General features: G+C 58.7%; 33 protein-coding genes. 21 read left to right on the forward strand and 12 right to left on the reverse strand.

Annotated elements, in window-relative coordinates; translation table 11 throughout:
* Window positions 1-12 precede the first annotated feature (12 nt).
* The 3 genes from AB1L30_RS05215 to AB1L30_RS05225 all read left to right on the forward strand — a co-directional run bounded on the left by AB1L30_RS05215 (window position 13) and on the right by AB1L30_RS05225 (window position 1,845).
* The gene (locus AB1L30_RS05215; RefSeq protein WP_367012592.1) at window positions 13-420 is read left to right on the forward strand and encodes an AAA family ATPase; all 408 of its coding nucleotides are present in this window, start codon (window positions 13-15) and stop codon (window positions 418-420) included.
* 171 nt (window positions 421-591) lie between these two features.
* Complete coding sequence (locus tag AB1L30_RS05220) at window positions 592-1,230, forward strand: dihydrofolate reductase family protein (RefSeq protein ID WP_367012372.1); 639 nt, start codon at window positions 592-594, stop codon at window positions 1,228-1,230.
* A gap of 57 nt (window positions 1,231-1,287) precedes the next feature.
* Window positions 1,288-1,845 carry a DUF4240 domain-containing protein gene (locus tag AB1L30_RS05225; protein ID WP_367012373.1) on the forward strand — a complete coding sequence of 186 codons (558 nt, stop codon included), beginning with the start codon at window positions 1,288-1,290 and terminating at the stop codon, window positions 1,843-1,845.
* Here AB1L30_RS05225 and AB1L30_RS05230 read toward each other — a convergent pair.
* On the reverse strand, window positions 1,842-3,443 hold the full coding sequence (locus tag AB1L30_RS05230; RefSeq protein ID WP_367012375.1) for a sialidase family protein: 1,602 nt from the start codon (window positions 3,441-3,443) through the stop codon (window positions 1,842-1,844). The genes AB1L30_RS05225 and AB1L30_RS05230 overlap by 4 nt on opposite strands.
* Before the next feature lie 122 nt (window positions 3,444-3,565).
* On the opposite strand from AB1L30_RS05230, the gene AB1L30_RS05235 reads away from it, so the two are divergent.
* On the forward strand, window positions 3,566-3,946 hold the full coding sequence (locus AB1L30_RS05235; protein ID WP_367012376.1) for a hypothetical protein: 381 nt from the start codon (window positions 3,566-3,568) through the stop codon (window positions 3,944-3,946).
* Between the two features lie 70 nt (window positions 3,947-4,016).
* On the opposite strand, the gene AB1L30_RS05240 is transcribed toward AB1L30_RS05235, so the two are convergent.
* On the reverse strand, window positions 4,017-4,529 hold the full coding sequence (locus tag AB1L30_RS05240; protein ID WP_367012377.1) for a hypothetical protein: 513 nt from the start codon (window positions 4,527-4,529) through the stop codon (window positions 4,017-4,019).
* Window positions 4,530-4,726: 197 nt separating this feature from the next.
* Here AB1L30_RS05240 and AB1L30_RS05245 point away from each other — a divergent pair, with 197 nt between their 5' ends.
* The 5 genes from AB1L30_RS05245 (at window position 4,727) to AB1L30_RS05265 (ending at window position 8,810) form a co-directional block, all read left to right on the forward strand.
* A complete protein-coding gene (locus AB1L30_RS05245) occupies window positions 4,727-5,368 on the forward strand; it encodes an SMI1/KNR4 family protein (RefSeq protein ID WP_367012378.1) in 642 nt (213 codons plus the stop codon).
* A gap of 11 nt (window positions 5,369-5,379) precedes the next feature.
* Complete coding sequence (locus AB1L30_RS05250; RefSeq protein ID WP_367012380.1) at window positions 5,380-6,096, forward strand: hypothetical protein; 717 nt, start codon at window positions 5,380-5,382, stop codon at window positions 6,094-6,096.
* Between the two features lie 191 nt (window positions 6,097-6,287).
* Window positions 6,288-7,028 carry a hypothetical protein gene (locus AB1L30_RS05255; RefSeq protein ID WP_367012382.1) on the forward strand — a complete coding sequence of 247 codons (741 nt, stop codon included), beginning with the start codon at window positions 6,288-6,290 and terminating at the stop codon, window positions 7,026-7,028.
* Between the two features lie 320 nt (window positions 7,029-7,348).
* The gene (locus AB1L30_RS05260) at window positions 7,349-7,774 is read left to right on the forward strand and encodes a hypothetical protein (protein WP_367012383.1); all 426 of its coding nucleotides are present in this window, start codon (window positions 7,349-7,351) and stop codon (window positions 7,772-7,774) included.
* Window positions 7,775-8,135: 361 nt separating this feature from the next.
* Window positions 8,136-8,810 (forward strand): hypothetical protein, encoded by a 675-nt coding sequence (locus AB1L30_RS05265; RefSeq protein WP_367012384.1) that lies wholly within the window; start codon window positions 8,136-8,138, stop codon window positions 8,808-8,810.
* Here the strand turns inward: AB1L30_RS05265 and AB1L30_RS05270 are convergent.
* On the reverse strand, window positions 8,807-9,379 hold the full coding sequence (locus AB1L30_RS05270; protein WP_367012385.1) for a hypothetical protein: 573 nt from the start codon (window positions 9,377-9,379) through the stop codon (window positions 8,807-8,809). The genes AB1L30_RS05265 and AB1L30_RS05270 overlap by 4 nt on opposite strands.
* Before the next feature lie 264 nt (window positions 9,380-9,643).
* Here AB1L30_RS05270 and AB1L30_RS05275 point away from each other — a divergent pair, with 264 nt between their 5' ends.
* Complete coding sequence (locus AB1L30_RS05275; RefSeq protein WP_367012386.1) at window positions 9,644-10,066, forward strand: hypothetical protein; 423 nt, start codon at window positions 9,644-9,646, stop codon at window positions 10,064-10,066.
* Window positions 10,067-10,082: 16 nt separating this feature from the next.
* Here the strand turns inward: AB1L30_RS05275 and AB1L30_RS05280 are convergent, their stop codons facing one another.
* Genes AB1L30_RS05280 through AB1L30_RS05310 form a run of 7 tightly spaced genes read right to left on the reverse strand, consistent with a single transcriptional unit; the run spans window position 10,083 to window position 15,314 of the window.
* Window positions 10,083-11,573 carry a hypothetical protein gene (locus AB1L30_RS05280; protein WP_367012387.1) on the reverse strand — a complete coding sequence of 497 codons (1,491 nt, stop codon included), beginning with the start codon at window positions 11,571-11,573 and terminating at the stop codon, window positions 10,083-10,085.
* Window positions 11,488-11,997: a hypothetical protein gene (locus AB1L30_RS05285; protein ID WP_367012388.1), complete on the reverse strand. Its 510-nt coding sequence runs from the start codon at window positions 11,995-11,997 to the stop codon at window positions 11,488-11,490. The genes AB1L30_RS05280 and AB1L30_RS05285 overlap by 86 nt, the downstream gene beginning before the upstream one ends.
* An 8-nt stretch (window positions 11,998-12,005) precedes the next feature.
* Entirely contained in the window at window positions 12,006-12,398 is a 393-nt protein-coding gene (locus AB1L30_RS05290; RefSeq protein WP_367012389.1) for a hypothetical protein, read from the reverse strand.
* 49 nt (window positions 12,399-12,447) lie between these two features.
* Window positions 12,448-12,948 (reverse strand): hypothetical protein, encoded by a 501-nt coding sequence (locus tag AB1L30_RS05295; RefSeq protein ID WP_367012390.1) that lies wholly within the window; start codon window positions 12,946-12,948, stop codon window positions 12,448-12,450.
* A gap of 1 nt (window position 12,949) precedes the next feature.
* Window positions 12,950-13,495, reverse strand: a complete 546-nt coding sequence (locus AB1L30_RS05300) for a hypothetical protein (RefSeq protein ID WP_367012391.1) — start codon at window positions 13,493-13,495, stop codon at window positions 12,950-12,952.
* The gene (locus AB1L30_RS05305) at window positions 13,488-14,615 is read right to left on the reverse strand and encodes a hypothetical protein (RefSeq protein WP_367012392.1); all 1,128 of its coding nucleotides are present in this window, start codon (window positions 14,613-14,615) and stop codon (window positions 13,488-13,490) included. The genes AB1L30_RS05300 and AB1L30_RS05305 overlap by 8 nt, the downstream gene beginning before the upstream one ends.
* A gap of 3 nt (window positions 14,616-14,618) precedes the next feature.
* Window positions 14,619-15,314, reverse strand: coding sequence for a hypothetical protein (locus tag AB1L30_RS05310; protein WP_367012393.1), 696 nt, complete (start codon window positions 15,312-15,314; stop codon window positions 14,619-14,621).
* A 207-nt stretch (window positions 15,315-15,521) separates the two neighbouring features.
* Between AB1L30_RS05310 and AB1L30_RS05315 the strand changes: the two genes are divergently transcribed.
* From AB1L30_RS05315 to AB1L30_RS05350, 8 genes are all read left to right on the forward strand, one after another.
* Complete coding sequence (locus AB1L30_RS05315) at window positions 15,522-16,079, forward strand: sugar O-acetyltransferase (RefSeq protein WP_367012394.1); 558 nt, start codon at window positions 15,522-15,524, stop codon at window positions 16,077-16,079.
* A 211-nt stretch (window positions 16,080-16,290) separates the two neighbouring features.
* Window positions 16,291-17,325 carry a hypothetical protein gene (locus AB1L30_RS05320; RefSeq protein WP_367012395.1) on the forward strand — a complete coding sequence of 345 codons (1,035 nt, stop codon included), beginning with the start codon at window positions 16,291-16,293 and terminating at the stop codon, window positions 17,323-17,325.
* 53 nt (window positions 17,326-17,378) lie between these two features.
* Window positions 17,379-18,185, forward strand: coding sequence for a head decoration protein (locus tag AB1L30_RS05325; protein ID WP_367012396.1), 807 nt, complete (start codon window positions 17,379-17,381; stop codon window positions 18,183-18,185).
* Between the two features lie 66 nt (window positions 18,186-18,251).
* On the forward strand, window positions 18,252-19,409 hold the full coding sequence (locus tag AB1L30_RS05330; RefSeq protein ID WP_367012397.1) for a hypothetical protein: 1,158 nt from the start codon (window positions 18,252-18,254) through the stop codon (window positions 19,407-19,409).
* Between the two features lie 92 nt (window positions 19,410-19,501).
* Window positions 19,502-19,957 carry a phage protein Gp36 family protein gene (locus tag AB1L30_RS05335; RefSeq protein WP_367012398.1) on the forward strand — a complete coding sequence of 152 codons (456 nt, stop codon included), beginning with the start codon at window positions 19,502-19,504 and terminating at the stop codon, window positions 19,955-19,957.
* 3 nt (window positions 19,958-19,960) lie between these two features.
* Window positions 19,961-20,500 (forward strand): hypothetical protein, encoded by a 540-nt coding sequence (locus tag AB1L30_RS05340; RefSeq protein WP_367012399.1) that lies wholly within the window; start codon window positions 19,961-19,963, stop codon window positions 20,498-20,500.
* The gene (locus AB1L30_RS05345; protein ID WP_367012400.1) at window positions 20,497-21,051 is read left to right on the forward strand and encodes a hypothetical protein; all 555 of its coding nucleotides are present in this window, start codon (window positions 20,497-20,499) and stop codon (window positions 21,049-21,051) included. Before AB1L30_RS05340 ends, AB1L30_RS05345 begins: the two co-directional genes overlap by 4 nt.
* A 36-nt stretch (window positions 21,052-21,087) precedes the next feature.
* Complete coding sequence (locus AB1L30_RS05350; protein WP_367012401.1) at window positions 21,088-21,831, forward strand: hypothetical protein; 744 nt, start codon at window positions 21,088-21,090, stop codon at window positions 21,829-21,831.
* Here the strand turns inward: AB1L30_RS05350 and AB1L30_RS05355 are convergent.
* Both AB1L30_RS05355 and AB1L30_RS05360 read right to left on the reverse strand, forming a co-directional pair.
* Window positions 21,806-22,207: a hypothetical protein gene (locus AB1L30_RS05355; RefSeq protein ID WP_367012402.1), complete on the reverse strand. Its 402-nt coding sequence runs from the start codon at window positions 22,205-22,207 to the stop codon at window positions 21,806-21,808. The two genes, AB1L30_RS05350 and AB1L30_RS05355, sit on opposite strands and share 26 nt — an antisense overlap.
* A 42-nt stretch (window positions 22,208-22,249) precedes the next feature.
* The gene (locus tag AB1L30_RS05360; protein ID WP_367012403.1) at window positions 22,250-22,540 is read right to left on the reverse strand and encodes a hypothetical protein; all 291 of its coding nucleotides are present in this window, start codon (window positions 22,538-22,540) and stop codon (window positions 22,250-22,252) included.
* Between the two features lie 72 nt (window positions 22,541-22,612).
* Between AB1L30_RS05360 and AB1L30_RS05365 the strand changes: the two genes are divergently transcribed.
* The 3 genes from AB1L30_RS05365 to AB1L30_RS05375 are packed head-to-tail and all read left to right on the forward strand — an operon-like array spanning window position 22,613 to window position 24,862.
* Window positions 22,613-24,337, forward strand: a complete 1,725-nt coding sequence (locus AB1L30_RS05365; protein WP_367012404.1) for a hypothetical protein — start codon at window positions 22,613-22,615, stop codon at window positions 24,335-24,337.
* 1 nt (window position 24,338) lies between these two features.
* The gene (locus AB1L30_RS05370) at window positions 24,339-24,623 is read left to right on the forward strand and encodes a hypothetical protein (protein WP_367012405.1); all 285 of its coding nucleotides are present in this window, start codon (window positions 24,339-24,341) and stop codon (window positions 24,621-24,623) included.
* A 2-nt stretch (window positions 24,624-24,625) separates the two neighbouring features.
* The gene (locus tag AB1L30_RS05375) at window positions 24,626-24,862 is read left to right on the forward strand and encodes a hypothetical protein (protein WP_367012406.1); all 237 of its coding nucleotides are present in this window, start codon (window positions 24,626-24,628) and stop codon (window positions 24,860-24,862) included.
* Window positions 24,863-24,987: the final 125 nt, after the last annotated feature.

Raw genomic sequence — 24,987 nt, forward strand, 5'->3', positions numbered from 1 at the left:
ATGGCGGCTCCTATGCTGCCAGGCAATTGGTGCTATGTGATCACCGGCGCGTCGGGTGCTGGCAAATCGATACGGATTGCCGCGCGGCGAGAACTGGGCTACGCTACGGTTCCGGAAGCGGCCAACACCATCTTGCGTGAGCAGCGGAAAATCGGAGGCAGATTGCTTCCAACCACCGATCGCCAGGCATTTATACAGGCCGTATTCGAACGCAGTGTCGCGGACTTTGAACGCGCCGCAACCTACGCTGGCCCGCTCTTTTTCAATCGCGCGATTCCGGAATGGCTCCGATTTCTCGGCTGGAAAGAAGCCGCTTGCCAGCAGGCCCGGGGCGAAATATCGCGACGCGGCGAAGGTGATCGTCGCTCAGCCGTGGGCCGAGATTTATCAGCGCGACGACGAACGCGTTCAGCACTTTGACCAGGCGGTCGCTTCGTATCCGCCGACCGTTTCCGCTTACACCGACACCGGCTACCAGGTCTGCTCCCTTCCGCAACAAGCAGTTGCCGACAGAGTTACCTTTGTGCTGAACGAGGTCGCAGCCGATGCCGGGCGGCATGGCTCCTTATATCTTCTTCGGAAAGAAATCGCATGAGCAAAGTCTTTGTGAACATCGGCCTGAGTCTTGATGGCTACATGGCCCCAGAAGGGATGGATCTGGAACATTGGGAAGATCCCAGCTACAAAAATTGGGGCGCCAAGTGGGGCTCGCTGATGGGCTGGATTTTGAAGCAGCAATATTTTCGCGAGAACCTGCAGTTCGGCAGCGGCGGCGAAACCGGGCCGGTCAACGACATGCTGCGCGAGACGATGCAGCGCAGCGGAGCCAGCATCATGGGCAAGCGCATGTTCGACGCCGGCGAACGAAGCTGGCCTGAGGAAGCTCCCTTTCATACGCCAGTCTTCGTGCTCACCCACGAAGAGCGTGAGCCCTGGGAACGGCCCGGCGGAACAACGTTTTTCTTTGTGAACGATGGCCCCGAGAGTGCGTTGCAAAAGGCGCGCAACGTCGCCGGCGATCGTGACATTCGGATCTCTGGCGGAGCCGATGTCGTGCAGCAATACTTAAACCTGGGCGCGGTTGACGAACTTGAAATCGCCTTGGCGCCGGTCCTATTCCACGGCGGCCGCCGCCTCTGGGAAAACCTTGACGAAGGGATTCCTCAATTCAAAATCGAATCAGCCCACTCGACACCCGATGCAACGCACCTGCGCTATCTTCGCGTTTGAAAACTCGGGCGACCATTACTTTCCAGCAAGGCATCCTTCCTAACGGCAGATAGCACGATGACCGAAGACCAGTTCTGGAAGCTTATTGAAACCTCGCGGGCCGCGGCACTCGAGGGATTGGGAGAGTCGTTTTCGGAAGACGACTTGTTCGATGCTCACCTGGCGTCGCTGGAGACGGAACTCTCGAAGTTGAGCCACGCAGCGCTGGGGGAGTTTATCACGTTATTTCAGCAGAAGAAGATCGAGGCGTATCGCTGGGATTTATGGGGCGCGGCGTATTGGCTGTTCGGTGGTTGCGGCGACGACAGCTTCAGCGACTTCCGAAGTAATTTGATCAGCCTCGGGCGAAGCGTCTTCGAGATAGCGATCAACGACCCGGACCAACTGGCCCCGACAATGAAGCGAAAGGACCTGCCGTACATGCTAAGCGAGGGCTTCCAGGATGTTGCGTTCGACGTGGCGGAAGAGCTGGGCGTATCGGAATTGGACCTCGAGTTCCCGCCGTACCCAAGCGACCCGGCCGGCGAAGAGTTCGACTTCGACGATGACGACGAGATGGCTCGCCTCTATCCTCAACTGGTTGCCGCGTTCCCCGATTCTGGCGAACTTGGTTAGTCGTTTCTTTGCGGGGCCGACAGCTCCGCCACGAACACCGACGTATCAGGTGCTTTGCCAGAGTAGTACGAAACGAAGTGCTTTCGCCCGATCGCCGTGGCGTTAGCGTTGCCCGAGTCCCATGCGATGGTGCTGCCAATGGCAATCACCTTCGACCCAGGCCAGCTGAGCGGCTGATCGAAGACCTGCTGCGGATCGACCACGCGGCAACGGACCAGGCCAGTGCCACGTTCGTAGTAATAGTTGCTCACCAGGCCGGTGTCGGCATCGAAGATCAAGCTGGGGGTCGATGCGGAGATATCGCTGATGTTGGTCGAGCTTCGCTTCCAGGTCTTACCTGAATCGGTCGACGTCAACTGATATTGGCTGCGGGCACTTTCGGTCCGGCCGATCCCCAGAATCTTGCCATCGCCCAGGTAAACCGCCGCCGGCTCGGTCGGCCACTCTTCGTGCGTCAGGCCAGACTCGATCGTCTTTTGCGTCCACGTTTCGCCATCGTCGGTACTGGTCAGCGTTCCCCAGGCATGGCTGTTGTCTTTCTGATAGTTGCCGGCGAACCAAAGCGACATCAGACCAACTTCCGGCACGTGGAAGATGTCGGTGACCTGCATCGGCTGCACTTCCATCTTCGGCGTTGCGATTCGCTGGAACGTGATGCCATCGGTGGTGCGATACAGATCGTGGTTCCAGTCTTTCCCAATTCGGCGAACCCACAGCAGCATCGCTCCCTGGGAATCGAGCCCTTTGCCAACCGTCACCTCGCCGTAGCCTGGCGTGTCGGCGACCACCGTTTCCTCGGTCCAGGTGTTGCCACCATCTGTCGAAGTGCGGGCGAAAACCGCTCGGGCATCTTCGCCAATTGAATGCGCCGATCCGCGGCTGTAGGTGCAGACCAGCTTGTTGCCGATTGCCTGAGTCATCGGCCACGAGTTATAGCCAGGCACGTCTTGCACCACGTGAGCTTTGCCCGGAGCATACAGCGGCGTGACCTTCACCAGAGCCAGCCCAGTCGGCCGCGTGAAGGTGTCTTCCGGCAACGCCGGTTCACGTTGAATGCGAACGGTGATCGGAGCGTCCGGCACGATCGGGTAATACGATTCGAGCAAGATCGTCCGCGTATAAAGCGGTCCGGCCGGCAAGGCCGTTTGCACCGGCTTCCCCAGCCGATACCGCGACGTGAATGGTTCGCCGACGACCATCTGCGAAAGATGAACGCGATAGACATCGGCGAACTGTGGGCTGGTCGCTTCGTCGTTGCTGGTCACGACGATCTCGACTTTCACCGCCGCATATTCGCGAGAGAATCCGCCGACAACGCCAGAGACCGATTGCCCTGCCGTTCCGCCGGAAAGGGACCAGACCGGGATATGGGTCGACACATGCGACATCAACACGAGCGACGGTTTGCCGGTCGCGATCGAAAGTTCGTTCGCCGACAACGTGACCGGCGCCGGACTGCTTGCCGCCCAGTCGCCGCCCCAAGCCGTCGCAGCCAGAACAAGCACCACACCGATCGCTAACAAGCTCGTACGCATAACCTTCGCCTCTTCATTTTCGAGATCGAGAACGTGATTCGTATCGTTCACGATTTCTATCACGCGTCCCATTTCCCAGGAGTTGTATTCACCGAACACGGCAACAACTTCATTGGTTCTTTTGACCCTGCTAAGCTTACTCTACCCACGCGCGAAATGCACATTGACCATGGAATGACGAGGCCATGACTCATTCGACAGCCTCTTATGATGACGACGCCGAACTAAGTTCGTATATCTGGCGACACTATACGTCGCTGTTGACCGAAATCGAACGGAAGGCGAACAAGGCTATCCTAGCGGAACAGAAGGCGGAAGCTGCCGACCCGTCCATGGCGAATCATCTGAGAGCACGCTGGGGAATTCGCAACGATCCCCAGGTAATCGCGGCGCTGCGTGACGGCCCCGATACCTTCCGGCGCCGCGTCTCTGAGCGAATCATGCGTGAGGTTCCGCAGCAGGTCTTTATCAATCGCTGTCCCGCATGCCAGCGCATCGTTCAAACGCCCAAAGCGCAGCAGTGTCTATGGTGTGGCTGTAACTGGCATGGCGATCCTACGTCGTAGATCGAAAACGCAATCAGTCTTCGTAGGGTGCGTCGAGACGCACCCTACGGGACGATGTAACGACGGAGTTCTATGTTCCTTCGCTCCACTTGAGCGACTCTTCGATCGCGGTAGCAGTTTGCGGGTCGGTTTTCCAGCGGTCGAGCAAACTAAGATTGTTGCGATCTTCCAGGAAGTGTTCTAAGAAACCGTTCTCGATGCAAAGCTGCGTTTCAGCCGAGCCGCGCAGGTAGAGTTGTCGTAGTCTCTCGAGCGTCTCCGGCACGAGCGTTTGTTCTTCGCCAGGCTGAAGTTGCCAATGCCGCAACATGCCCAGCAGATCGTGCATGGCCAAATAAGGCGACAACACGTACTCGTCCAGCTCCGGTTTTTGCTCGACGCACAGCAGCAAATAGGTGACGATTGCCCGGCGGCACTCCATCCAGTCAGGCTTCGGGAAGATGCGACTAGAATGCCGCGTGACCACTTCGCGCAGGAGTCCCAGCACTAACAGGTTATTCGACTCCATCGCGGCATGCACATCGCGCAGCGGAATCGTCTCGTTCGACTCCAAGTGCCGCACTAACAACGTCGCGTCGACCACGTTCTTCTCCCATTTCCCCGCCCATGGTTGATGTTGGCATTAATATAGAAAGGGATGATGGCGCGCTCGATAGATGCGTGATAGAATTCCTGAAATATCGTCACATGGCCACATTATGATCACCGATCGATAACCGACTGCCGCATTCTGTAACACTGGGCAAGTCTCACGCCTGGGCACACCACTTAAGAGTCACCATGCAATCAATTGTCGAGCGCGTGCGGAAGCACTTGAGCACGTTGGGAATCACGCTGCAGTTCGAGGCCAATCCGCCCGCCACTCAGGCTGGCGTCGACGAAGCGCAAGAGCGACTACAGCTTTCGTTGCCGGCGTCCTATGTTTCGTTCGTAACGCAGTTCGCCGATGGCTTCGACCTGGCGTGGACTTCACCAAAAGACAAAGTATTTGGCACGTTCACGATGGAGCCAATCGCGTCGTCGGTCGAAGGCTTGCTGGGCATGCGTGACTGGCGACTGTATAGCGATGAGGCGGCCCGCCAATATGGCTTCCCTCACACCGACGACCCTGAGCTGGCCCTGCGAACTAACGCGCGGATGCACCAGTGGCTGCCGCTGGTTCGCATTGCCAACGGCGATTTCCTGTCGATCGATCTGAACGAAGACCGCTTCGGCCAGGCCATCTTCGACAAGCATGACTGGCTCGACGGTGGAAGCGGCGACAACGGGAGCCCGCTCGCCGATGACTGGCCCGCCTTCTTCGAAGCCTGGTCCCGCGTATGCTTTGTTCAGCCCAATAGCTATTATTGGCCGAACCTACTTAAAGAAACCGGCGTCGAGTGGAACTCACCTGAGTTTTTAAATCGCTTTCGATTGGGTTAGAGTGCGATTCGATGAACGAGGATTTCGATCCGAGTGGCGTTCCTCTTTTGATCACTTGGCTGACGCGCAAGTATGGGTTCACGGAAAGTTCCGCGCCGATCTTCCATTTAGTCGTATCCAACCAGCGAAACGAGGATGACCTGCCCAAAGATTGGCCGACCGATAACGACCTGGCATTTTTGCGGGCCCTGTTCACGGATTGCCAACCCGACGAGCTCGAATATTTGCTGCTGAGGCTACCCTATCAGCAACTGCCCGCCAGCTTCTTTCAGCAGACGATCGCTGCGTTGCTGGATGTCGAAACATCGTTAGCGAACCCGGGTTTGATGTGGCATGCTGCAAATTACCTCGCGACCCATTGGAATGCGTTTCAGCTTCCGACCGAGCCCGTTCGCCGGTTGGTTGAGTCGACCGAATTCAACCAACGTCTCGCAGGCCTGAATGCGCTTGCCCATACCAATGTGCCGCTTGCCGACACGTTGACAATCATCAAGCCCTATCTTCTTGAGAAGGAAGAGCACGAGTTCTGGGCAGGCATGGCGAACTTGCTGAAGATCCTAGAGAACTGGCAATCAATTCCCACCTCGGCGGAAGCCATCGATCGGTTGCCCGAAATACGTTCTATCCTCAGAGCGAGTTCGAGAGAAGATTCCCTCGCTCAAGTAACCACCGCGATTGAGTACCGCGTGGCACTGATTGACAAGATATTGGGGGAGAATGCAACGTAGAGTTTGTCGACGGGTTTCTAATCCGCTGTAGTGTTACAAGATCTAGCTACCACTAACATACTGCTACATTTGCGCATTCTTAAATATGCATTTTTCTGGCTGTACTAGGTAGCTTTCTATGGGAATACCGTTAACAATGCCCCCTCACCGAGGCGGACAACAACGATGTTCTTACCACCATGGAGCCAACAGTGGACCCGAACAATTTTGAATCCCAAACCCAGGACATCCGCCGCGAATTAGCCTACCTGTCGGGCAAATTGGACGGCGCCAATCTAATCCAGCGAATTGACGCTCTGGAGACCGAACTGCGAAGCCTTCGTAGTTTCGCACAAGCAGCAACTGGAGCGATCACCGTCTGTGGCATCGTCATTGTGTTAGTATTTGGAGCATCCGCGGCACAGATGCCTCGCGAAATCCTCGATAAAACAAAGAAGGAGATTGGGACTGATACTATCGAGACCGCCAAACGAGACGCTGAAATGGCGCTAAAAGCTATAAAAGGAATTCGCGAGGATGCCACCAAAGCTTTGAGTGATATGGAAAATGGAAAGGTTGCCAAGTTAGAAGAGCTTCAACTTGCCAATGAAAACGGTGATTTCGTTCAACTAACCGCATCTTCAATTCAACAATTGGAAAGGCTGAAGTTTCTCAGCAACCATCTTGGCGAACTTCCAGATGATGGCAAAAAGCGGCTCCACCTGAAAACCGACTACCTCATGTTCGACAAGAACACATCGTTGGGTATTCAGGCGCGTCACCCACATGACGACCCTAAGGCTGGGAAGACACGACGCTTCCGGATTCAAACAACCAATGCGGCCTTCGATTTCTGGAATACAATCGACCCAGGACATGGATTTCATCTGGTAGAAGGCAACGGCGCAGACACTGTCCAACGCGTTACCAAGACTGGCGTCGTTAAAAAATAGCCCATCTGACGTCCGGTCCAACGGCTGCTCATTCACAGCATCCGATATCAAACCCTGGCCACCAATTCCATTTTTGTCTCTTCGTCATGGAATTGGTGGCATCATCACGGATTGGCTCGTATCGCAATGCAATTTGCGTTCTCGATTCCACTACCCGCCAATCCCAAGGGCAGGGTGGTGCGGTTTCTGTTGGGTCAGGTAAGATCTTGACTGTGCCTGGTATTCTTTGCGCTGCGTGGTAAAGCGTGTGGCGATTGCCGGGTGAAGACGCTATGACGGGCCGTTGATGGTGGGCCGGTTGGTTTGGTGAGGTTTTCGGGATGAGTTATCGGATTGCGGTCTATCGGACCGGGCGGCTTTCTGCGCGGGCGTTTGAAATGCGTATCGCCGGGCAAGAGCCGTTTCCATGCGAGCTGCATCAAGGTCTGTTCTGCTGGGAGGCAGGTTCGTTAATGGGGCTCGAAGTTCGCAACGGCATCTTGCGAGACCTGCGTAGCAAGAAGGCGTTGCTCTCCTACAAAGGAGATTCCCTGACCGGTTCGCGATACGAGCTCGGCTCGGAAACGATCTTCTGCCAGGCACCTTCCTATCACAAGCTGGTGGCGCGGCTCGGTAAGCGGAAGCTGTTTCAAGTGCACTACCGCTTCTTTGCCCGCAACCGACCCTGGTGCGAAGCTGTCGTCTCGCAGCACCTGCCCAGCAGCATCCCGATCGCCATCATCTTGCACTCGTTCTACACGCACTAGCACGCAGCGATAGCGACATGCCATTTTGCAGCTGATAGCCAAGGCTGTCGTTCATGCTCGTCTGCCCTGGTTGCGGCATCTGCGAAAGGTATTGCTTGCCATTAAAAGGTATTGCTTGCCATTAAGCTGACTATCGTTGGCCAGCACCACACCAAACCGCATGATGTCGTGCAGGATCGAAAGTCCGAAGAACAACTTCGCGATCTTCCCATAGCTTCGTCAATTAACCGACATCGCGGCGCCGGCAACCGCTGCCATCGGCGTTCCGCCGAGACGGGCGACGCTTCACCTGACATGCACGGGGTGTTATGCTGGCGGGAACGATTCAGGAACGAAGAAGTGGGCAGGCAGGAACGGACCGTTGGACGACGACAAAGTGCTATGGCAGATCAAGATTCCAGCTACCCACGACTACGCTCAGCTCTATCGCTATTACGAAGACCCGGAAGGAACCGAGTGCGAAGAGTGCGGGGCGATGCTGACCATCACGCACGAACGCTTCGAGGCAGAGTGGTCGGACGGCAGCGATCAGATTGGTGACTTTGTTTTCTCGGTCGGCGATGTCGTCGTCCGGGCCGATATCGCTAGCGAACTGCTGAAGACCTTTCGCGGCGCGACGACGCAGCCCGTCGAACTGGCCGACCATCCCAATTTATACCGCCCCAAGCCACCTAAGCGAACCCGGGTGAAGCGTGTCTGGCTACCGTACGAAGGGCCGGAACTGGTCTGGCTGAAGCCGACGCATTCGGTCCCGCTGCTCGACCAATCGACGGTCGAGATCGACGAGACCTGCGACTCTTGCGGTACAATCGTGTACGAACAGTTCCTCGGCGTCGAAGCGTACAACGGAGTGCAGCATACGCCGCGTGATCCTGACGGCGGACTGTTTATCTCGGCGAAAGCGGTCGGCGAGCATGACCTGTTCGGGGTCGAATGCACCGGCTTGTTTCTCGTGACCAACCAGTTCAAACAGTACATCGAGAAACAAGGCTACACGAATATTCGCTTTTTGAACTACGGCACGCTGGTCAGCTAACCGCGCGATTCGTTCAGCCAGTTGGCCAGCCGCTGCGTTGTTTTAATCGCGTTGTTGCGCGTGAGATAATAGCTTTGGAAGACCATCTCCCAGCGGTCTTCCGGGGCGATGTGGATCAAAACCTGCACGCGGCGATCGTCGGCGCCGCGGCGGCCTTCTCCCTCGCGAATGAGGATGGCGTCGACGTGGGCGGCGTCGATGATTTCTCCCTCGTCGGGATCAACCGCCGCCGGATCGCGGGCCAAGATCAAACGAAACGGATGATAGCGGAAGGTCCACTTCAGGTTCAGCGCCGCCAGGAAGAGCAAGACGACCGCGAAGGCGATCTGAAATTCGATCGGCTGCCAGAACAGAAACAGCGCGGCGATCACTCCAGTCATCACCAGGCTGGCGATGTGCCCGCGCCGCCAATGCTTCTCTGCGAAGGTAAAGGCCTGAATCTTTGGCTGGAGCGTGGCGACCGTCCAGCGACCTCGTACCTCCGAGCTTTGCGGCGCATGCTCTGGCCCGTCATGCCAGGCAACCAGGTGCCCCTCTTTCAGACCGTAAACTTTGACCGGTTCGACCACGCGTCGGTTTCCTTACTCCATCGATGGGGCCGGTGTTCACGCCGATCGAAAACGGGCAGGCATCGCTCCCTGGCCGTTCGATCTCACCGCCTGAATGTCCTGGTCGCAAGCGTTTGCCAGGAACGAGTATCGTAGCATGGTCGGCCCGCTAGCGAACAAGCCCTGGGCAGGCGTCGCATGGAATCGGCTGGGCTACGTTGGTATCATTAGGCCCGTCAAACGAGTCGAAGTCCTTACTTTTCGTACTTCCAAAGTCGCCGCATCATGCACCAGATTCCGTGGGATACCTTCCGCGACACTTTGTTCCGTCAGCTTGGATTGAAGCTGAAAGACGTCGATCAATTGATCCACGATGTCGAGCAAAGCGACCAATTTCGCTGGCAACGGGTGGAAGATTTCGAGTCGCAGTCCGATGCCGAATTGATCGCTCAGCTTCATTGGCTACCCGTCGGCGACCTGCTGGTGATTAACGATAACAGCTACCGCGAGCCAGGCGGACCGTTTGTCGTCGAGCCCCAAGAGACGCTCGTCCAGTTTTCCGAGCGTTATCAGCAAGCACACGACGGCGAATATCTTTTCAACGGCGACGTGCTGATCTTCCATTGGGCCTATCGCTATGTCGGCATCTTCCATCACGAAGGGGTCCTCAGCGAAGCGATCGTTTCGCCACCTTCCGCTGCCGAGTGACCTTTTCGCGGAAGCTCTACCTCAAGCCATACAAACTGGCGGCGTAGGTCGGGCTGATCGGCTTGGGCGTGTTCGTTTCGCACAAGATGGCGGCGTAGCTGCTGATATCGACCTGATCGGCGACGTCGTCCTCGTGCCCGGTCCAGCCGAGCAGTTCTTGCTCGTACGGCAGTAGCCATTGATTGTTGTGCTTGGGCAGAAAGATTTCGCCGCGCGAAAGCTTGTTCTGCAAGGCATACGAACGTTCGACCTTGCCCGGCACGCCGCCTCGCGACAAACCCGTCGCCGGCGAGATCAACCGCGTTGGCACCTGATCGCGAATGATGTTCTCGACCGCCTGACCATGATGGGCGTTCTCGAGATACAGAATCGGGACCTTCCACTGCTGACAGATCCGCACGACATTCTCGCACAGCGGAACGAACTCGACTCGATCGCGCCACACATGTCGCAAGAACAGTGCATTGCCAAGATTCGGGGCATAGTCCCAGATGCCAAGCGCCGAGAAACTGCCTGGCTTTCCCTTGCGCTGGCTCGTCTTATCCTTCGTGCCGCCAGCCGTATCCAGGACTGCGAAGCGTGTGCAGTCACCTTCATGCACGGTGCCCAGCAGCGTACTGTCCGACTGCATCGCGCTGAGGGTCCCTTCTTGCTGGGTGTAGTAGCGAAACCAGTCGCCTCGCAGAATCGCTTCTTCGCGGACCGACCAGTCGCCATGGATCAACCGCTGACGCGTGACCGGCGGAAGATGCGACAGCCGGGCCACGTACGCTTCGGCATCGATGGCCGGATTGTCATGCAGCAGCGCCGGAACGAACGCGCGATCTTTTCGCTGGGCATCGTTGAAGAAGACCTGCTTGGTACTTCCTTCGGCGGTCGCTTTCAAGATCTTGGGACTAATGAAACGATTCTTCACCCACGCATGCCCGGTGCCGCCAGGGTTCGAAGCACTTCGCATGCGGACCGGTACGTTCAGCCCGCGTGTTTTTCGCAGTCGCGAGAACATGAACAGATACGGATTCGATTCGTCGTCGGCCAGGCGAAACTCGGTCAGTTCGTCCCAGCCGATAAACTGAAACTCGGTCGAAGCGTACCGATACCGATCGTCCGGGGAATCGATGTAACCAAACTGCAGCGTCGCGCCGCTGGGAAAGCTCCAGGTCTTACGCTGCTCGTTCCAGCGGGCGTCGCTGCCGGTTAGCCACTGCTTCGCTCGATCCATGATCGAACCTGGCAAAGCGAGCCGGGCAAAGTCGCGCCGCAGCAACAGCGCCGCGTAACCGGGCACATGCACGTACTGCAGCGCCGCCATCAACAACGCTTCGGTTTTCCCAGGTCCGGCGCCGCCACCATAGAAGGCTTCCTGGCAGGTTAGCTCCAAGAAGGTTCGCTGCTTTGCGAACGGCTGGTGCGGGGCGTAGCTACGAGGGGTCGTCTGCTGCTGGTCCATCTCCAACAGCGTCAACAGTTGTGGTGTCAGCTTCCCCGCACATTTCAACTGCCGCAATAAGCTGAGCCTCAATAAGAGCTGCTCGTTGGTCAGGTGGGAGTACGGAGAGGACATGTTCGACCTGTTTCGGTTGGGTTTCGATAGGAAGCTTGGCGGCCTGGATCAGCACGCGGAGAATCGCGGTGTAGTCATTCACTTTCCCTTTCTCCGCGGCCTGGCGAGCCAACTCCGGGGCAAGCCGCACGATCTCGACCACTTCTTCCTGCGGAATGCAGCCGAGCGAAAGCAACCGCACCACGGCCGGGCTTTCGGCCAGCCGACTCGATATTGCGTCGGTGCTTGACTCGTCTTGCGAAAGGAGCGTCATCAATAGCGACGACGCGGTCGGCTTCGATTGCTCGGCACTGCCGCGACTGGCATCCGACTCGGCGACATGCCCCACCGGGACGACTTTCGTGAGATGGTTTTCAGATAAAGGCATGGCGTGACCTAGGCAGGGTATTCAGCTTTGGGGACCGGCGTCAGTTCCACCAGCATGCGAACCGGAAAGTCGCTGCCGCCGGTTGGAACGCACCACACCACCGCCGGGTAGCGAAACGTCTCGTCCAGCAACGCACTACCAGGCAGCGTGACGGTCAGGTTGTACCCCACACCGTCGGCTGTCCATTCCGGACCTTGCTGCAGCGAACTGGCAAACGTGTCGGCCAGGTTCAGTTCGGCATTGTGGACGACGCTCTCGTCCGGGCCGAAGATCTGCAGGTAAGCCTTCGACAGCGATTCCGGTGTCACCGGCACATTGTCGGCATCGGTGACCCGAGCCCGAACGACCGTGTCGACACCGACCAACGCACGAACATGAAACGATTCGATCGAACAACTCATCGGTTTTCCTTTTTCAAGTAGAGAAGGGGATTGGCTCGCCAGCCGCTGGTTAGCAGGTCGACGCTTGCGCTACGGGAACCGAACCGGCGAACGTCGCCGAACTGGAAACGAGCGTAACCACGCTTGCCGCTTCCGACCGCTGGACGCTGGCGACTTCTGCGGAGGCTTGCTTCGTGTCGCAGCGCTGCTGCGTGATCGATTGCGACGTTGGGATCATGGCGGCGCCCTGTTTTTGTGGGAAGAGAGCGAACTGAAGTCGGACGACACGCAGCACGACCTGAACCAATGGCTGGCCAAGCTGCACGCGAACGCCTGGCATGGCGACTTCAATCGCGGCCACGCTCATGCCGACCTGGCTGCCAGCAACAAACGCCAAAGGCTCGCAGGCAATTCGTTGACGGCAACGTCCTGCATTTAGGCTGCCAGCACTCGACAGCAAGGGGGAAGAGATCTGTTGCCGGACGAGTCCTCTTCCGTAGGAAGCCTTCTGCGGAAAGCCTTGCACATCGAGTCGGCTCGCCCCAAGGCAGGGACCGGAAAGCATGGGCATGTTACGCTCCTTCTTCTAACAGAGGTTCCCCCACCACGAACGATACATTGCCCGCCGCGATCGCTGCCCGGTAGGCCAGCCAGAGGCCGCGTTGCGATTGAAACGCCTGACCCATTTCAAGTGCCAAGAGCTTGAGCTGCGCGGCGGTGGGATCGGCTCCGGCGACCACGATCGGTTCGCCATGCCGATCGACCCAGCCAGGAATCGGATCTGTCGGCGCGATGAGTCCGAGCATCAGCGATTCGTTCAGCAGAGCGATCCCCTGACTAACCACCTGGCGATCGACTTCCGACCAGCCGATCTCGACGCCGATTGACGTGACGACGTATCCTTCGGCCAGCGTAGTTTTCCACCATACATCGACTTCGGACCGCTTCTGTTGCCCGGCAGACCAGGCCGCCTGAAAAGTATCGGATCGGACATATCCTTCCGGCAGCGGATCGGGCACGGGCTGGGCTCCGAAGAAGGTTACGCAGCGATTGCCATCGTGAAGTGGGGCCCACGCCACGGCATTTCCGTCGACAATTTTGGCGATACCATTAGACATGACCCGCTTCTCCTATGGGGCATTGAAACCCGCGTGAAATGAGCTGCAACGCATCCCAGGTCGACGCGACGTCGCACTGCAGGAAGATGTTTCCATCGTTGTTGGTGACGATGTCGAACTCGACGTATTCGTTCGCGCCCTGGCGAGTGTGAATCGAAACAATGTTCGTCCCGCCTGACACACTGCGAATGTAAGCCCACGTATAGTTCGCGGCGGTCAGCGTGCGGAACAGCATCTTGGCCTGCACGCTGAGGGGCGGAGCCCAGACCCGGGCCGTGGTCTCGCTGGTATCGTTCACGTTGGTCGAGAGGGCGAACATCTCTCCTTCGTAGAAGAACCAAGCACCCCGCTGCTGAAACAGGTCCCACTGGCCGCCGCTGCTCGCGTTGGTTCGCATCGCTCCGACGATCTGCCAATCGCTCCAACTGGCGGGCTTACCAAGCGAATTCGACAGTCCGGCGACGATATTTCCGGCCGCGTGCCCCAGCAGCACGTAGTACCAGCTATTGGTCGCCCGAAGCGATCCGTTCACCAGATCGCCACTTTCGGTCAGATCGAGCGTGATGTCGGTTTCGACGGTTAGCCTTGCCGACAGATCGTGGTTGTGAATCGAACCGGTTTGAATCGTCAGCTCGGTCGCCGATGCTCGCTGAAGTTGCAAACCGACCGCGCCCACGGCCACTGGCTTCGCTTCCAGATCGTCGAGCCGCGTGACGATCGAGACCAGATCGTTCGTATTGTTGATCAGAAACGTATTGAATGCCGACGAATTGACTTTCGAGGTGACCGTATTTTCCAGCGTCGTAATCCGGTCGAGCATGGCCTGAAAGTCACTCGCTGCAATGTCCCCGACGGCAACACGAACCGCGTTGCCAGAGAGATTCAGGAGCGAACCCGTCGACGACTTCACAAGGTTGCGCGTCAACGTTCCGGCTGCATGGTTATAAACGCCTCGGCTATGTTCCCACGCAGTTCCATCCCGCAGGACGACGTTGAACGTCTTGCCATTCTGGCTACTCCCCAGCGAGTTATAGCCTGGCATTACCGAGCCGAGCGAGATCGTTCCGCCGCCGGTCGTCGCGGTGAAATAGCAGCCGAGATCGAAGTAGGTGGTTGCCATTGTTTAACCTCCTTGCGACTGGATGATCAGCACACCAGCAGCGTCGAAGACCACTTCGAGCGGACCGTTGTTCAGATAGGCGAGCGCCGGCGGCGTGGCCTGAGTGGAGACCCGGGCCGTGCGAACCGATTCGCAGCGAGCTCCGGCATTGGCCGCCGCACCAAGGCCCGGCGCGGCAAGCGTCAACGAACGTGTTCCTTTCGGCGCGGCGCTGGCCAGCGAACCGGTCGCGTCGCTACCCAGGTCGATCGCCGCGCCGCTGGGCAGGTCTTCCATTAGCGGTTCGATCCAAATTAGCGTGCTGCCTGAGGCAGCGTCGGCGGCCAACACCAGCGGGATCGAACCGTTATCGAACGCAACCAGCGTTCGCTCTTCGTCATCGTCCCCTTCGCGAAACAGAATCAACGCATAGATATTCTGCCCTGAAGCCAACACGCCAAAGTCGAGATCGGCGGCATCGAACCGCGCTTCGCCTTCGCCAGCATCGATCACCGGCGAACCAACCACCAGCGGCTTTCGGGCATAGCCAGCCACATCGACTTCCATCGCGCCGGCAGCCCACAAATCGGCGACCGAACTATGGAGGGGGTCGAAGGAGATTTCATCGGTCGGATCGGGCGACGTGGTTCGTAAGAGCAGACACGCCAACGAATCGCTTTGCCAATCGAACCCTGTCAGCCCACTGGGATATAGTCGCATCGAAGAACATCGCCTCGCAGTAAGAACTTCACGTTTCAGAGTTTCACACAGCAGGGCGTTGTAGAAATGGATGCTCCTCTGTCCAGGTCATTCGCTCGACCGCACGTAGCCCTGACCGGCCTGATGCAACCGAGTTGAACGGTTTACAATGCGACCTGACACTTCCACAGGAACACGACTTCGCCCAGCGAATCTTGAAGGAGCCCCATGACCAGCCAGCGCGAACTGATGTTAGCAGGCGAGTTGTACGACGCATCGGACGCCGAATTGGTTGCGGCACGCCAGAAAGCCCACGACTTGTGCTTTGCCTTGAATGCGACGCGTGACACCGACAAAGAAGCCCGGGCCGAACTGATTGCCCAGATTCTGGGGACTTCACCGGAAGGGTTGACCATCCAGCCGCCGTTTCAATGCGACTACGGCGTAAACATTCAGCTCGGGCGAAACTGCTACTTCAACTTCAACTGCGTCGTGCTCGATGTTTGCCAGGTCACAATTGGCGATCATTGCCTCTTCGGTCCTGGCGTGCAGATCTATACGGCCACGCATCCGCTGGATGCCGTCACACGGCGGAAGCTGGAGAATGGCAAGCCGATTGTCATTGGCGACGACGTATGGATTGGGGGCTCGGCGATTATCTGCCCAGGCGTAACCATCGGTTCGGGCAGCGTGATCGGCGCCGGCAGCGTTGTCACGCGCGACATTCCGGCGAACGTCTTCGCCGCGGGCAACCCTTGCCGCGTGATTCGCCCGCTCGAACCTTAGACTTCACCTCTGCGCGACTTACCTCTTTCTGGGCGAATACTCTCGTTCGCCCCTCGCTTCCGACGGCTCCCTTCTAGCAGTTTCTTTCTGCGCTCCTCGTGCGCTATCGCCGCCGATCGGTGTACAGCGATGACCTTGACGGTCTCGCACACCAAGGTATGACATCGCTCGCTTTTGAACGATTCAACCTCCTTCTTCGGCACGAGAATCCATGACACGACTCACGCAAGTTTTTCTGAAACCAGGCTGGTACAAGATTGGCAACCGCATGCAAGAGTTCACGGCGAACGATCTCGATCTGCTGGTCGAGCGAACCGCCACGATGCTCTCGGCTGGTATCCGCATTCCACTGTGGGGAGCCCACAAGTCGCCCGGCAGCTTGGACGGTGGCCCGCAGCCGGAAGAGAACTCGGCGGTTGACAACCTTGGCTGGATGATCGGTGTTCGGCAGCTGGAAGATGGCAGCCTCGAGCAGACGCTGGAAGTGCTGGATGACGAAGCCGCCACGGCGATCGAATCAGGCCGCGTGCAATTTACCAGCCCAGAGATCGGCCCTTATACCGATGGCCTGGGGCGCGAGTTCGGCGTGGTGATTCGTCACATGGCATTGACCGCAACGCCCCGCAATCCAGAGCAAGGGGCGTTTCAGCCGGTGCTGCAGTTCTCGCTCGACGATCAACTTCATCCCCGTTCGACCACCACCAAGCTGATCGAAGCGTTGGCGGCTCGTGGTGTTCTGCTCGACGAGCAGTGGACCAACACGGCCGCCGGGCTTGAGCAATTGCTGGAAGCGATCGAGGCCAATTTGCCTCTGCCGACGGAAAGCGAACCTTCGGAAACAACCGAAACGACGGACGACACGGCTTCGTCCCTGCAATTCAGTGAACCGGCGCAAGCGGCGATTGACGCCCAGATGCAGCAGGTCGCTCGGCTTCAAGCCCAGCTCGACCAACAGCATCGGACCCAACTGACCCGCCGCTTCGCCGGTCTTCCCTTGCCGCTGCGTGAGTTCTGCCAGCGCAAGGCCGAGAGTGTTCAGTTCAGCGAAACCGGCAGCGACGCCCCGAATGTTTCGCTGACCGAGGTCGCCGATCTCTTTCGCCAGGTGCTGCCTGGTTCGATGCAACTTCCCGACAACGATCTCCGCGAGCTCTCGCCATCCGCGGAACTGCTGGGGGAAGAGCCTGATCCGCAGAACGATCAACTGACCGACGCCGTGCTGCGTTCGATCGGCATCGGCCGGTAGCCGATTCACCTGTTTATTTCGTCACTAACTCTTCCTTACAAGGAATCCTCACTATGGGTCAATTCGCACGTGGATCGTTGCCAGGACAATCGCTGGCCGTGGAAAGCAGCGTTTCGCAGGTTCAGTTTCTGGGACCGCACGGAGAAACCAACGCCACCATCCTGCAAGGGATTATTGCAGCCAGTTCGGTCGACGCCGGCAACACGCCGACTTCTACCTTACGAGCCGGCCTGGTGCTGGGTCGCATCGCTGCCTCTGGACTTCTGGCACCATACGATCCGACCGCGACCGATGGCACGCAAACGGCGATCGCAATTTTGCTCGATACGCTCGACATGCAAGACGCCCATGGCGTGAGCGAAGCGAAGCTTTCGGCGCGGATCCTTGCCGCCGGGCATGTGGTGAAAAGCTCGGTCATTGGGCTCACGCCCCAGGCCCAGCAGCAACTCATTCGCCAGGGCATTCGTTTCGATCAGATCCCGATGCCAATGGCTTCGGCGCTGTGCAGCCATAACGGTTCGCTCTATGCGACCGCCGACTTCGCGTTGACCTCCAGCGACAACGGCAAGCTGGTCGTGGCCAGCAAAGCGGGGGCAATCGCGATCACGCTGCCGGCGATCGAAGAAGGACTGGAGTTCGCTTTCGTGCAGACGGTCGATCAGAACCTGACCATCTCTTCGGCCGAAGGGAACAACGTGCTGGCCGTCAACAACGCCGCGGCCGATGGCATCGCATTTCAAACCACCAGCCAGAAGCTGGGGGCCAGCGTGATGGTGAAGGCGATTCGCACCGCCAGCAACAAGCTGAAGTGGATCGCCTTGAGCAGCAGCCCTGCGGCGTTGACGGTGGTCTCGGCGTAATCGTTTCGCCGCGGACTTTCCTGAACTTACCTTTCTCCTCAATCCTTTCCTGAAGGACCTTTGAATATGGGTTACAGCGTTTCCAAAGTTCTCGCCCCGCAGCGCATCATGGGGGTCGTCAAGCGTGTGCAAAGTGGACGCCAATCGCTGGCTCGGCTGCTCGGCTTCGTGGGCGAAGAACCCAACGTGGTGCGTCCCGGCGGGCGGCACTTCAGCTACGACGTCTTCAACGGCACCCGGCAGTTGCCGCGCGGCATCGCGCCGGATGGACCGCGCCGTCTGGCTCCGCCTCAGGCAGTCGGCAACGTGACCGGTACGTTTCCGCGTCTCGGCGAAACGGTTCCGCTGCTGTACGAACAAATGCTCAACCAGCGAATGCTGGGCGGTCCTTCGTGCGAGCTCGATCAGATGGGGCTCTCGTACATCGGCCGACAGGAAGCGTACCAGGCCGAGAAGTTCTTGAACTTCATCGAGTTCCAAACCGCTGCCATGCTGCGTGGCAAGTACTACTTCGCCCCGGCCGCCGATCAGTCGTATCTGCATAGTTGGGAGCCAACCGGCTTGCCAGGCGAGCAGTCGGTCGACTTCCGCATTCCAGCCGGCAATCGTGGGCAGCTCGACATGCTGGGTGATGGCGAGATCGTCGACGCCAGTTGGGATTCGCAAGATGGCGAAGGCAACTACGACGCCGATATTCCGCAGCATATCTTCGGCATCAACGCGGCGTTGGAAGCGTTATGTGGCCTGCCGCTGGAACACCTCTGCATGAACTCGGTGACCTGGAATCTGATGATCAAGAATCAGCAGATCAAGTCGCAGGCCGGGATCGGCAACATGCCGATGCAGAAGATCGAGCGGACCGCTGGTGGTCACTTCACCGGACTGATCAGCAGCGTGCCTTGGGTCACGATCCACATCATGGATCATGTTCTGGAAATCGAAGGACCGGCTGGCACGTTCACGCAGACGAAGGCCCTGGCCGACAACCATGTCTACGGTATGCCGAGCCCCAGCCCGGCGTGGGTTGCCTTGGGGGAAGGCTCGGAAGTCGTGGTCGAAGGGAACAGTCCCGAAGCGATCACGGCGGAACGTCACGGGCAATATGCCTGGGCGACGCCCAGCGACAACCCGGCCGGCTACGACCTGCACCAGGTCTACAACGGTCTGCCGTTTCTGTACGTCCCCGGTGCGATCGTCGACGCCGAAGTGGTCTTCGAGTCGTAATCGCAGACGACGCCGTTTTGCTTGTGGGTCGAGCCGCCATTCTGCGCGGCTCGACCCTGGGTGAACCCATCCCTCTTTTTCGCTGAAGCGCCATGAGCACGACACCTTATTGCACCGCGACGCAGTTGACGTCAATCCTTGGCCCCAGTGCTTTGCTGCGGCTATTGGACGACAACGAAGATGGCACCGCCGGCTCGCTCGAAAGTTCGTACGCGACCGATGCCATCGAGCAGGCCGCCAGTCAGATGAATCTCTTCCTGCACGCTCGTTACGCCACTGCCGATCTTTTGGCCAGCGATTGGTGCCGCTGGTGCAACGCTTACCTGGCGATTGATCTGCTGGTGCGGCGTCGGGGAAATCCGGCCGACAGCAGTTTGACCGAGATCGCCAAAACGTATCGCCAGCAGTTGGAAGCGATTGCCCGTGGCGAACTCGCTTTGCCCGATGCGGCCCGGCCTCATACGGCGTTGCCGCGGATCAGCAATCATCAGACGACCCTCGGCGAACGTTTGCCGATACGCACAATCCGCCCGGAACAGGAGGGTTAAGCGATGCATACCGCAGCCATTTTGAAAACGGTTTGCTTGCAGCTTCGTCAGCGCTGGGGGTGGACGGCGGACCAGTGCCGCGTGACGCTCGATACCCGGCCGATCGCTCGCTGCGGCGAGTTCTTCGTGGCGATCGCCGACGCCGGGACCGAGGCGGCCGAAAGCACCGGGCACTTCGTGGCCGAGCGGTTCCAACTGGAAGTGGGCGTCTGGCGACGGGTCGCTTCGTTTCCTGCCGATCGCGCGGCGAACCTTCTGCTGGACGACGACCCCCACGCGGCGCCGGTTTGCTTGCCTCATGCACTCGAGCGGCAGGTGAAGCAAACCATTCATCGCAGTTACACGCTGCTGAATGCCATCAACCACGCCGCCGGTTGCGGGACCGAGGCAACCGGCAGTGGCTTGCAGTCTCCGTTTGTTTATCGCGGTTCGCGTCGAACGCAAGTTCTGGAAGCCAAGCCAGGCGGCGCCGCGTTTGTTGGCCGACTAATCCAGTTCGGCGAAGCCCTTCACATCGATCCTATTAGCGAGAACGAAGCATGAGCCTTGGAACTTTTGCCCCTGGACCTTACACGGCAACGTACGACGCCTCGGGCGCGGTAAGCGGCACGCCAGGCCAAGCGGCCGATCCGGCGGCTCGCGATATTGGCCTGGTCGAAGGTGCCCACCGACTGTCGCGGGTGATGGAAGGAGAAGACATCGCCGGAACGAACCTGTTCGGGCAGACGGTCGTCGATTCGATCTATCGCGGCGGCAACTGCTTTCTGCTGCTGACGATGAAAGAGTGGAAGCCTTACGTCCGCGATATTTTGTGGCCGTTTGGCAGCAGCTTCGGCGATGTCGGTCCGATCGGTCGCCTGCTGACCGACCTGGCGGGGAAGATTGTGCTGACGCCGGTCGCCGGCACGCCTGCCTACGAAAACGATGGCAAGGTGTTGACGTTCGGCAAAGCGATTCTTTCGCCGCAGCACAACACCGAGATCTTCTTTGGCCCGGCCCAGCGCGACGTGGCGTTGGTCTTCCGCTGTTTCCCTTACTACAACAGCGACGAAACGCCGAAGCTGGTCTGGTTTGAAGAATCGGACGTCGAGTAGTTCGCCAGCACCCCTTGGTATTAAAAGGTTCGACCGTTGAAGACGATTACCTATCAAGTTCGGCTGCAGCCCCTGACCGAGCCAGACGCGATCGACGAACTCGTCTCGCCGCAGTTGGCTGATTCGCCGGAAGCACCTTTCGGCCAGATCACCGAAGAGACCATTCGCCAGGCGATCGATCAGGCTGCGATCGACGCGCCGGCGAATTCCGATTCGGAGGAACCTCTCCACGATGCACCTCAATCGCCAAGGATGGCGGTGGCGGCGAAGGATGCGCCGGCATCGTTTGACGTTCGCTCGATGGTGGATGGAGCAGGGGAGCGGACGATTCCGCTACCTGGGACCAACGCAGCCAGCGAACGCGATTCGATCCCGCTGCCTGGCCAGCCTCCCGCGCCTCGGTCTGCGTGGAACCGCTTCACGCCGCTGATCGCCGCGATGCCATCCGCTGTTGAACCAGCGTTGCCAGAGACGACTTCGCCCGCCGCATTGCGAACGCTTGCATTGCCCCCGTTAAGTTCGACCGCCTCGCCAGGCTTGCCGGTGCCCGCGTCGACTGTTTCCAGTCGCCGTCACGATTCGACGGTTTCAGCTTCACTGGCGGAAACAACGCGGCTGCTACGGAAGCTGCTTGCCGAACGCACTCCGCCCGCGCCGCCAACCGGACTGGCTTCGCTTTGGGAACAGCTGGAGCACATGGCCGATCCCGACCTCGATGCCGCGCAAGACGCGTCGCGACATGGCGATTCGTTTCCTACGGGTCTTGCTGCGAGGCGATGATATGAGCACCCGTCAGGAAAATCGAAGCGATGAGGATGTTGAACATACCGAGATACATGATCGCCTGGGTCATGAAGAACACCACCGGTGGCGGACTCCCCGTATAACAAATGAACTGCCCGAATGCCCCCGCCAATATGCACGGGACGCCACCACAAAACAAAAAGAACGCGTAGGCATACAACGGATTCTTGCGATCGGGCAGCGGATACAGATACCTGGGGCTTGGCTCGGCCGGTTCATAGATCTCGTCGATTGTCTCGATTTCGATATGGTTGGACTCGGCATAGGCACGTACATGCTGCTTATCGACGGCGTCGATCGTTCGTTCGAATCGCTTGCCTTCGGCATCGGTTCCAATCAGCAAGTATTTCATGGGATCGCTCAGCTAAGTTGCGGGAATGGACTACGACACCATCTAGGCACGTTGAGAATAGGACCACAGGGCGACCGCCGCACAAGCGGTCAGCATCCCCGAACCAACGGTTACCAGGCCGAGGACGCGCGCGTGACCTTTTCGTCCCAGGACGTTCGATACGGCGGCGTTCGTCGGGTCGGCCATGGCGGGATTGATCTCGGGCGAATGCGCGGCCCGGTGCGCGATTTCCACCACCAATATCGGCGTCAAAAACAGCGCGATCAGCAGCAACCACGACAAGTGCTTTCTCCCGTCAGGAAGTCGCGGGGCCTCTTCGAACTCGTCGTCCATCGTTCCACCTCTTCGTCGCAGGTCGATCCTGCTGCCATGATTTGTTGACCACGCACCCCTACGGTACTACGTATGCATACCCCGATCAATCAGGCCGACCTCTCTGCGCAAACAATTCATTATGGTGACGTGCAGATCGGTGGCAGCGGTGGCCCGAGCATTGCCGGATCGGCCGTTCGTTCGACCCCCCCGCAATGGTCATTCACAGCGACCAATCAATACAACGACGCCCAACAAACCGTCGTCGGGCAGCGTGTCCGGCTGAATGTTCAGGCGATCTTCTACAGCGAAACGGAAGCCCTTTCCGCCGCGCAGTTGAAAGCCATTCGTCGGCAACTTCTAGAGCCGCGTCAAACGCTTTCGCTTGCCGGAACTGGATGCGGCCTCGATAGCCCTGCCATCGATATCGGCTGGGGGCCTCGGCCGCTGGCATGCACCATCACCATGCAAGGTTCGCAGACCGCATCGCTGCAGTGGTCCGTCGAATTTGAAATCGCTTCGTCCGATGTCGCTGCCAGCGTACTGGACGAACGGCTCAAGTCGTTCGACTTCGCTCAAAGCTATCGCCTCGACGATCAAGGCCTGCTGACACGGGTCACGCGTGGCAGTTGGCAAGTTGCTTCGCAGCATTCCGGCGGAACCCAGGTAGCCGACAGCTTCCGCGCGGCGATCGATGTCGAAGTGCCTGCCGGATTTCGTCGCGTCACGCAAGTTTACGACGAGTCGACCGATAAGAGCCGCATCGACTTTCAACTGGTCGACGTGCAACTCGCAGGCGACGCGCTGCCGGCAGGGATCGCCGAAGGGGAAGGTTCCTTCTCGTTCACAACCGAAGGAATCGGACTGGCTCGCGGCACGGCGCGGCTGACGGCGACTTTGACCGTCGCCCCCGGGGTCGCCCCCAACTATGCTTTCCTGCAGTTCTGGTTGATGGCTCAGCAGAAGCAAACCGACCTGCAATCCGCGGCGAGCGGCGGGACGGCTCTCTTTCCGATTCGTTTGTCGATTGAACGTGGTTTGTGGGAGCGTGCCCGAACGAGTCGCTTCGAGATCGTCTGGCAGAAAAGTGGCGGCATCGGGGCGTTCCTTTCCGACAAATTCTGGACGCCGCTCTCTGGGAGTGGCGACTATTCAACCTGGAGCAGTTCGATCGCCGGCATGTGGCATCAGCGCGGAACGGCGGGACTCGGGTCGACGTCGGCCGATAACCTTTCGGTCAACCTCGCTTCGGCCGCCAGTGGCGTCGTCATCGCGACTAGCAACACGCCTCCCTCGGTTAGCAATGCCGCCGAATCGGTTGAACTGGCCAGTAGCACGATCGATCCGAACGCGTCGTGGCTCGACTACGACGTGCAATTGAAGTTCTTTAAAGACGAACGCACGACCTGGCATCGACGGGCGGTCGATCCTTCGCGCAGCTTGGCCACGATCAGCGATCCGCTGTACGGCACCGACGGCATTCAGCCGCAGCAGTCGTTCGATGCGACCGACCAAGAAGACATCGCGGAAGAACATGGCCTGCCGACGCAGTATGTGCTGCTGAAGGCGAAAGGCTTGCGGGTGCAATACCTGCCAGTCTTCCCCACGCTGACCTCGCTGGCCGGGCAAGCGGTTGCGTTGGTGAAGGAGTCGTTCGAAATCGGTCCGGCGACCAGCGTGGGGCACATTGTCTATCAGATGCGCGGCTATCGTTTGTACAAAGTTCTGGGAACGGTCGCCTCGCTGAGCGATTCGCCGGCCAGTCCTTCCGTTCCCTCAGCACCTTCCAGCGAAGAGCTGGAAGGAGAGGAGTCGTAACGTGTTTACCTTACCACCATCGGTGAAATTGCAGATTGTGGTCGACGACGCGGCGGAAGCTTCGCCAGTAACGATCGACCTTTTGGAAGCCTACGACCAGGCCGCCTTCCTGGCGCAGTCGCATGGCGATGCCTGGCTGCCGTTGTGGGGCGAATGGATCGCCACGCAGCTTGGCGAAACGAACCTTGCCTACAGTCAGGTTCGGACGCTTTGGCAACAGGTCGCCCATCTGTCGACTACCTGGCTGGACGACTGTAAAAAAAAAGCAGAGACGACTGCCTTCTAGCTTTGCTTTATGGAGGCTCGCCGGGACAGTATCGCGATGTCCCAGCTTTCGAGAAACGAGCCTGGCTGAGGAATTGGCCCGAAAGCTATGCCCGCCGCCAGCTACTTACGCCTGCTGAAGCCACCACGCCGGATGGTATCTATCAGCAGATCCTGGCAGCCACCGGGCAAGAAGACGTGGCCCGAGCGGCGCGGCTGGAAGCGTTGACGCAAGCGAAGCTGCGTAGTCTAGCGCGATAAAGACATGCGAAACGAACTGAGCACCGTGGGGGACTTTATTGCCGCGACACGCTAAAATGGGTGTAGCGATCCATGCCGGTCGAACTTCTTCGACCAGCTTCACGCAGGCCCCAGGCTAGTCTTGT

This window comes from Bremerella sp. JC817 (assembly GCF_040718835.1).
GTDB lineage: Bacteria > Planctomycetota > Planctomycetia > Pirellulales > Pirellulaceae > Bremerella.

Bases quoted from the DNA above. Each gene is read 5' to 3' on its own strand.
- AB1L30_RS05215 (WP_367012592.1), top strand. From the start codon at position 13: ATGCTGCCAGGCAATTGGTGCTATGTGATCACCGGCGCGTCGGGTGCT.
- AB1L30_RS05220 (WP_367012372.1), top strand. From the start codon at position 592: ATGAGCAAAGTCTTTGTGAACATCGGCCTGAGTCTTGATGGCTACATG.
- AB1L30_RS05225 (WP_367012373.1), top strand. From the start codon at position 1,288: ATGACCGAAGACCAGTTCTGGAAGCTTATTGAAACCTCGCGGGCCGCG.
- AB1L30_RS05235 (WP_367012376.1), top strand. From the start codon at position 3,566: ATGACTCATTCGACAGCCTCTTATGATGACGACGCCGAACTAAGTTCG.
- AB1L30_RS05245 (WP_367012378.1), top strand. From the start codon at position 4,727: ATGCAATCAATTGTCGAGCGCGTGCGGAAGCACTTGAGCACGTTGGGA.
- AB1L30_RS05250 (WP_367012380.1), top strand. From the start codon at position 5,380: ATGAACGAGGATTTCGATCCGAGTGGCGTTCCTCTTTTGATCACTTGG.
- AB1L30_RS05260 (WP_367012383.1), top strand. From the start codon at position 7,349: ATGAGTTATCGGATTGCGGTCTATCGGACCGGGCGGCTTTCTGCGCGG.
- AB1L30_RS05275 (WP_367012386.1), top strand. From the start codon at position 9,644: ATGCACCAGATTCCGTGGGATACCTTCCGCGACACTTTGTTCCGTCAG.
- AB1L30_RS05285 (WP_367012388.1), bottom strand. From the start codon at position 11,997: ATGCCTTTATCTGAAAACCATCTCACGAAAGTCGTCCCGGTGGGGCAT.
- AB1L30_RS05290 (WP_367012389.1), bottom strand. From the start codon at position 12,398: ATGAGTTGTTCGATCGAATCGTTTCATGTTCGTGCGTTGGTCGGTGTC.
- AB1L30_RS05295 (WP_367012390.1), bottom strand. From the start codon at position 12,948: ATGCCCATGCTTTCCGGTCCCTGCCTTGGGGCGAGCCGACTCGATGTG.
- AB1L30_RS05300 (WP_367012391.1), bottom strand. From the start codon at position 13,495: ATGTCTAATGGTATCGCCAAAATTGTCGACGGAAATGCCGTGGCGTGG.
- AB1L30_RS05305 (WP_367012392.1), bottom strand. From the start codon at position 14,615: ATGGCAACCACCTACTTCGATCTCGGCTGCTATTTCACCGCGACGACC.
- AB1L30_RS05310 (WP_367012393.1), bottom strand. From the start codon at position 15,314: ATGCGACTATATCCCAGTGGGCTGACAGGGTTCGATTGGCAAAGCGAT.
- AB1L30_RS05315 (WP_367012394.1), top strand. From the start codon at position 15,522: ATGACCAGCCAGCGCGAACTGATGTTAGCAGGCGAGTTGTACGACGCA.
- AB1L30_RS05320 (WP_367012395.1), top strand. From the start codon at position 16,291: ATGACACGACTCACGCAAGTTTTTCTGAAACCAGGCTGGTACAAGATT.
- AB1L30_RS05325 (WP_367012396.1), top strand. From the start codon at position 17,379: ATGGGTCAATTCGCACGTGGATCGTTGCCAGGACAATCGCTGGCCGTG.
- AB1L30_RS05330 (WP_367012397.1), top strand. From the start codon at position 18,252: ATGGGTTACAGCGTTTCCAAAGTTCTCGCCCCGCAGCGCATCATGGGG.
- AB1L30_RS05335 (WP_367012398.1), top strand. From the start codon at position 19,502: ATGAGCACGACACCTTATTGCACCGCGACGCAGTTGACGTCAATCCTT.
- AB1L30_RS05340 (WP_367012399.1), top strand. From the start codon at position 19,961: ATGCATACCGCAGCCATTTTGAAAACGGTTTGCTTGCAGCTTCGTCAG.
- AB1L30_RS05345 (WP_367012400.1), top strand. From the start codon at position 20,497: ATGAGCCTTGGAACTTTTGCCCCTGGACCTTACACGGCAACGTACGAC.
- AB1L30_RS05355 (WP_367012402.1), bottom strand. From the start codon at position 22,207: ATGAAATACTTGCTGATTGGAACCGATGCCGAAGGCAAGCGATTCGAA.
- AB1L30_RS05360 (WP_367012403.1), bottom strand. From the start codon at position 22,540: ATGGACGACGAGTTCGAAGAGGCCCCGCGACTTCCTGACGGGAGAAAG.
- AB1L30_RS05365 (WP_367012404.1), top strand. From the start codon at position 22,613: ATGCATACCCCGATCAATCAGGCCGACCTCTCTGCGCAAACAATTCAT.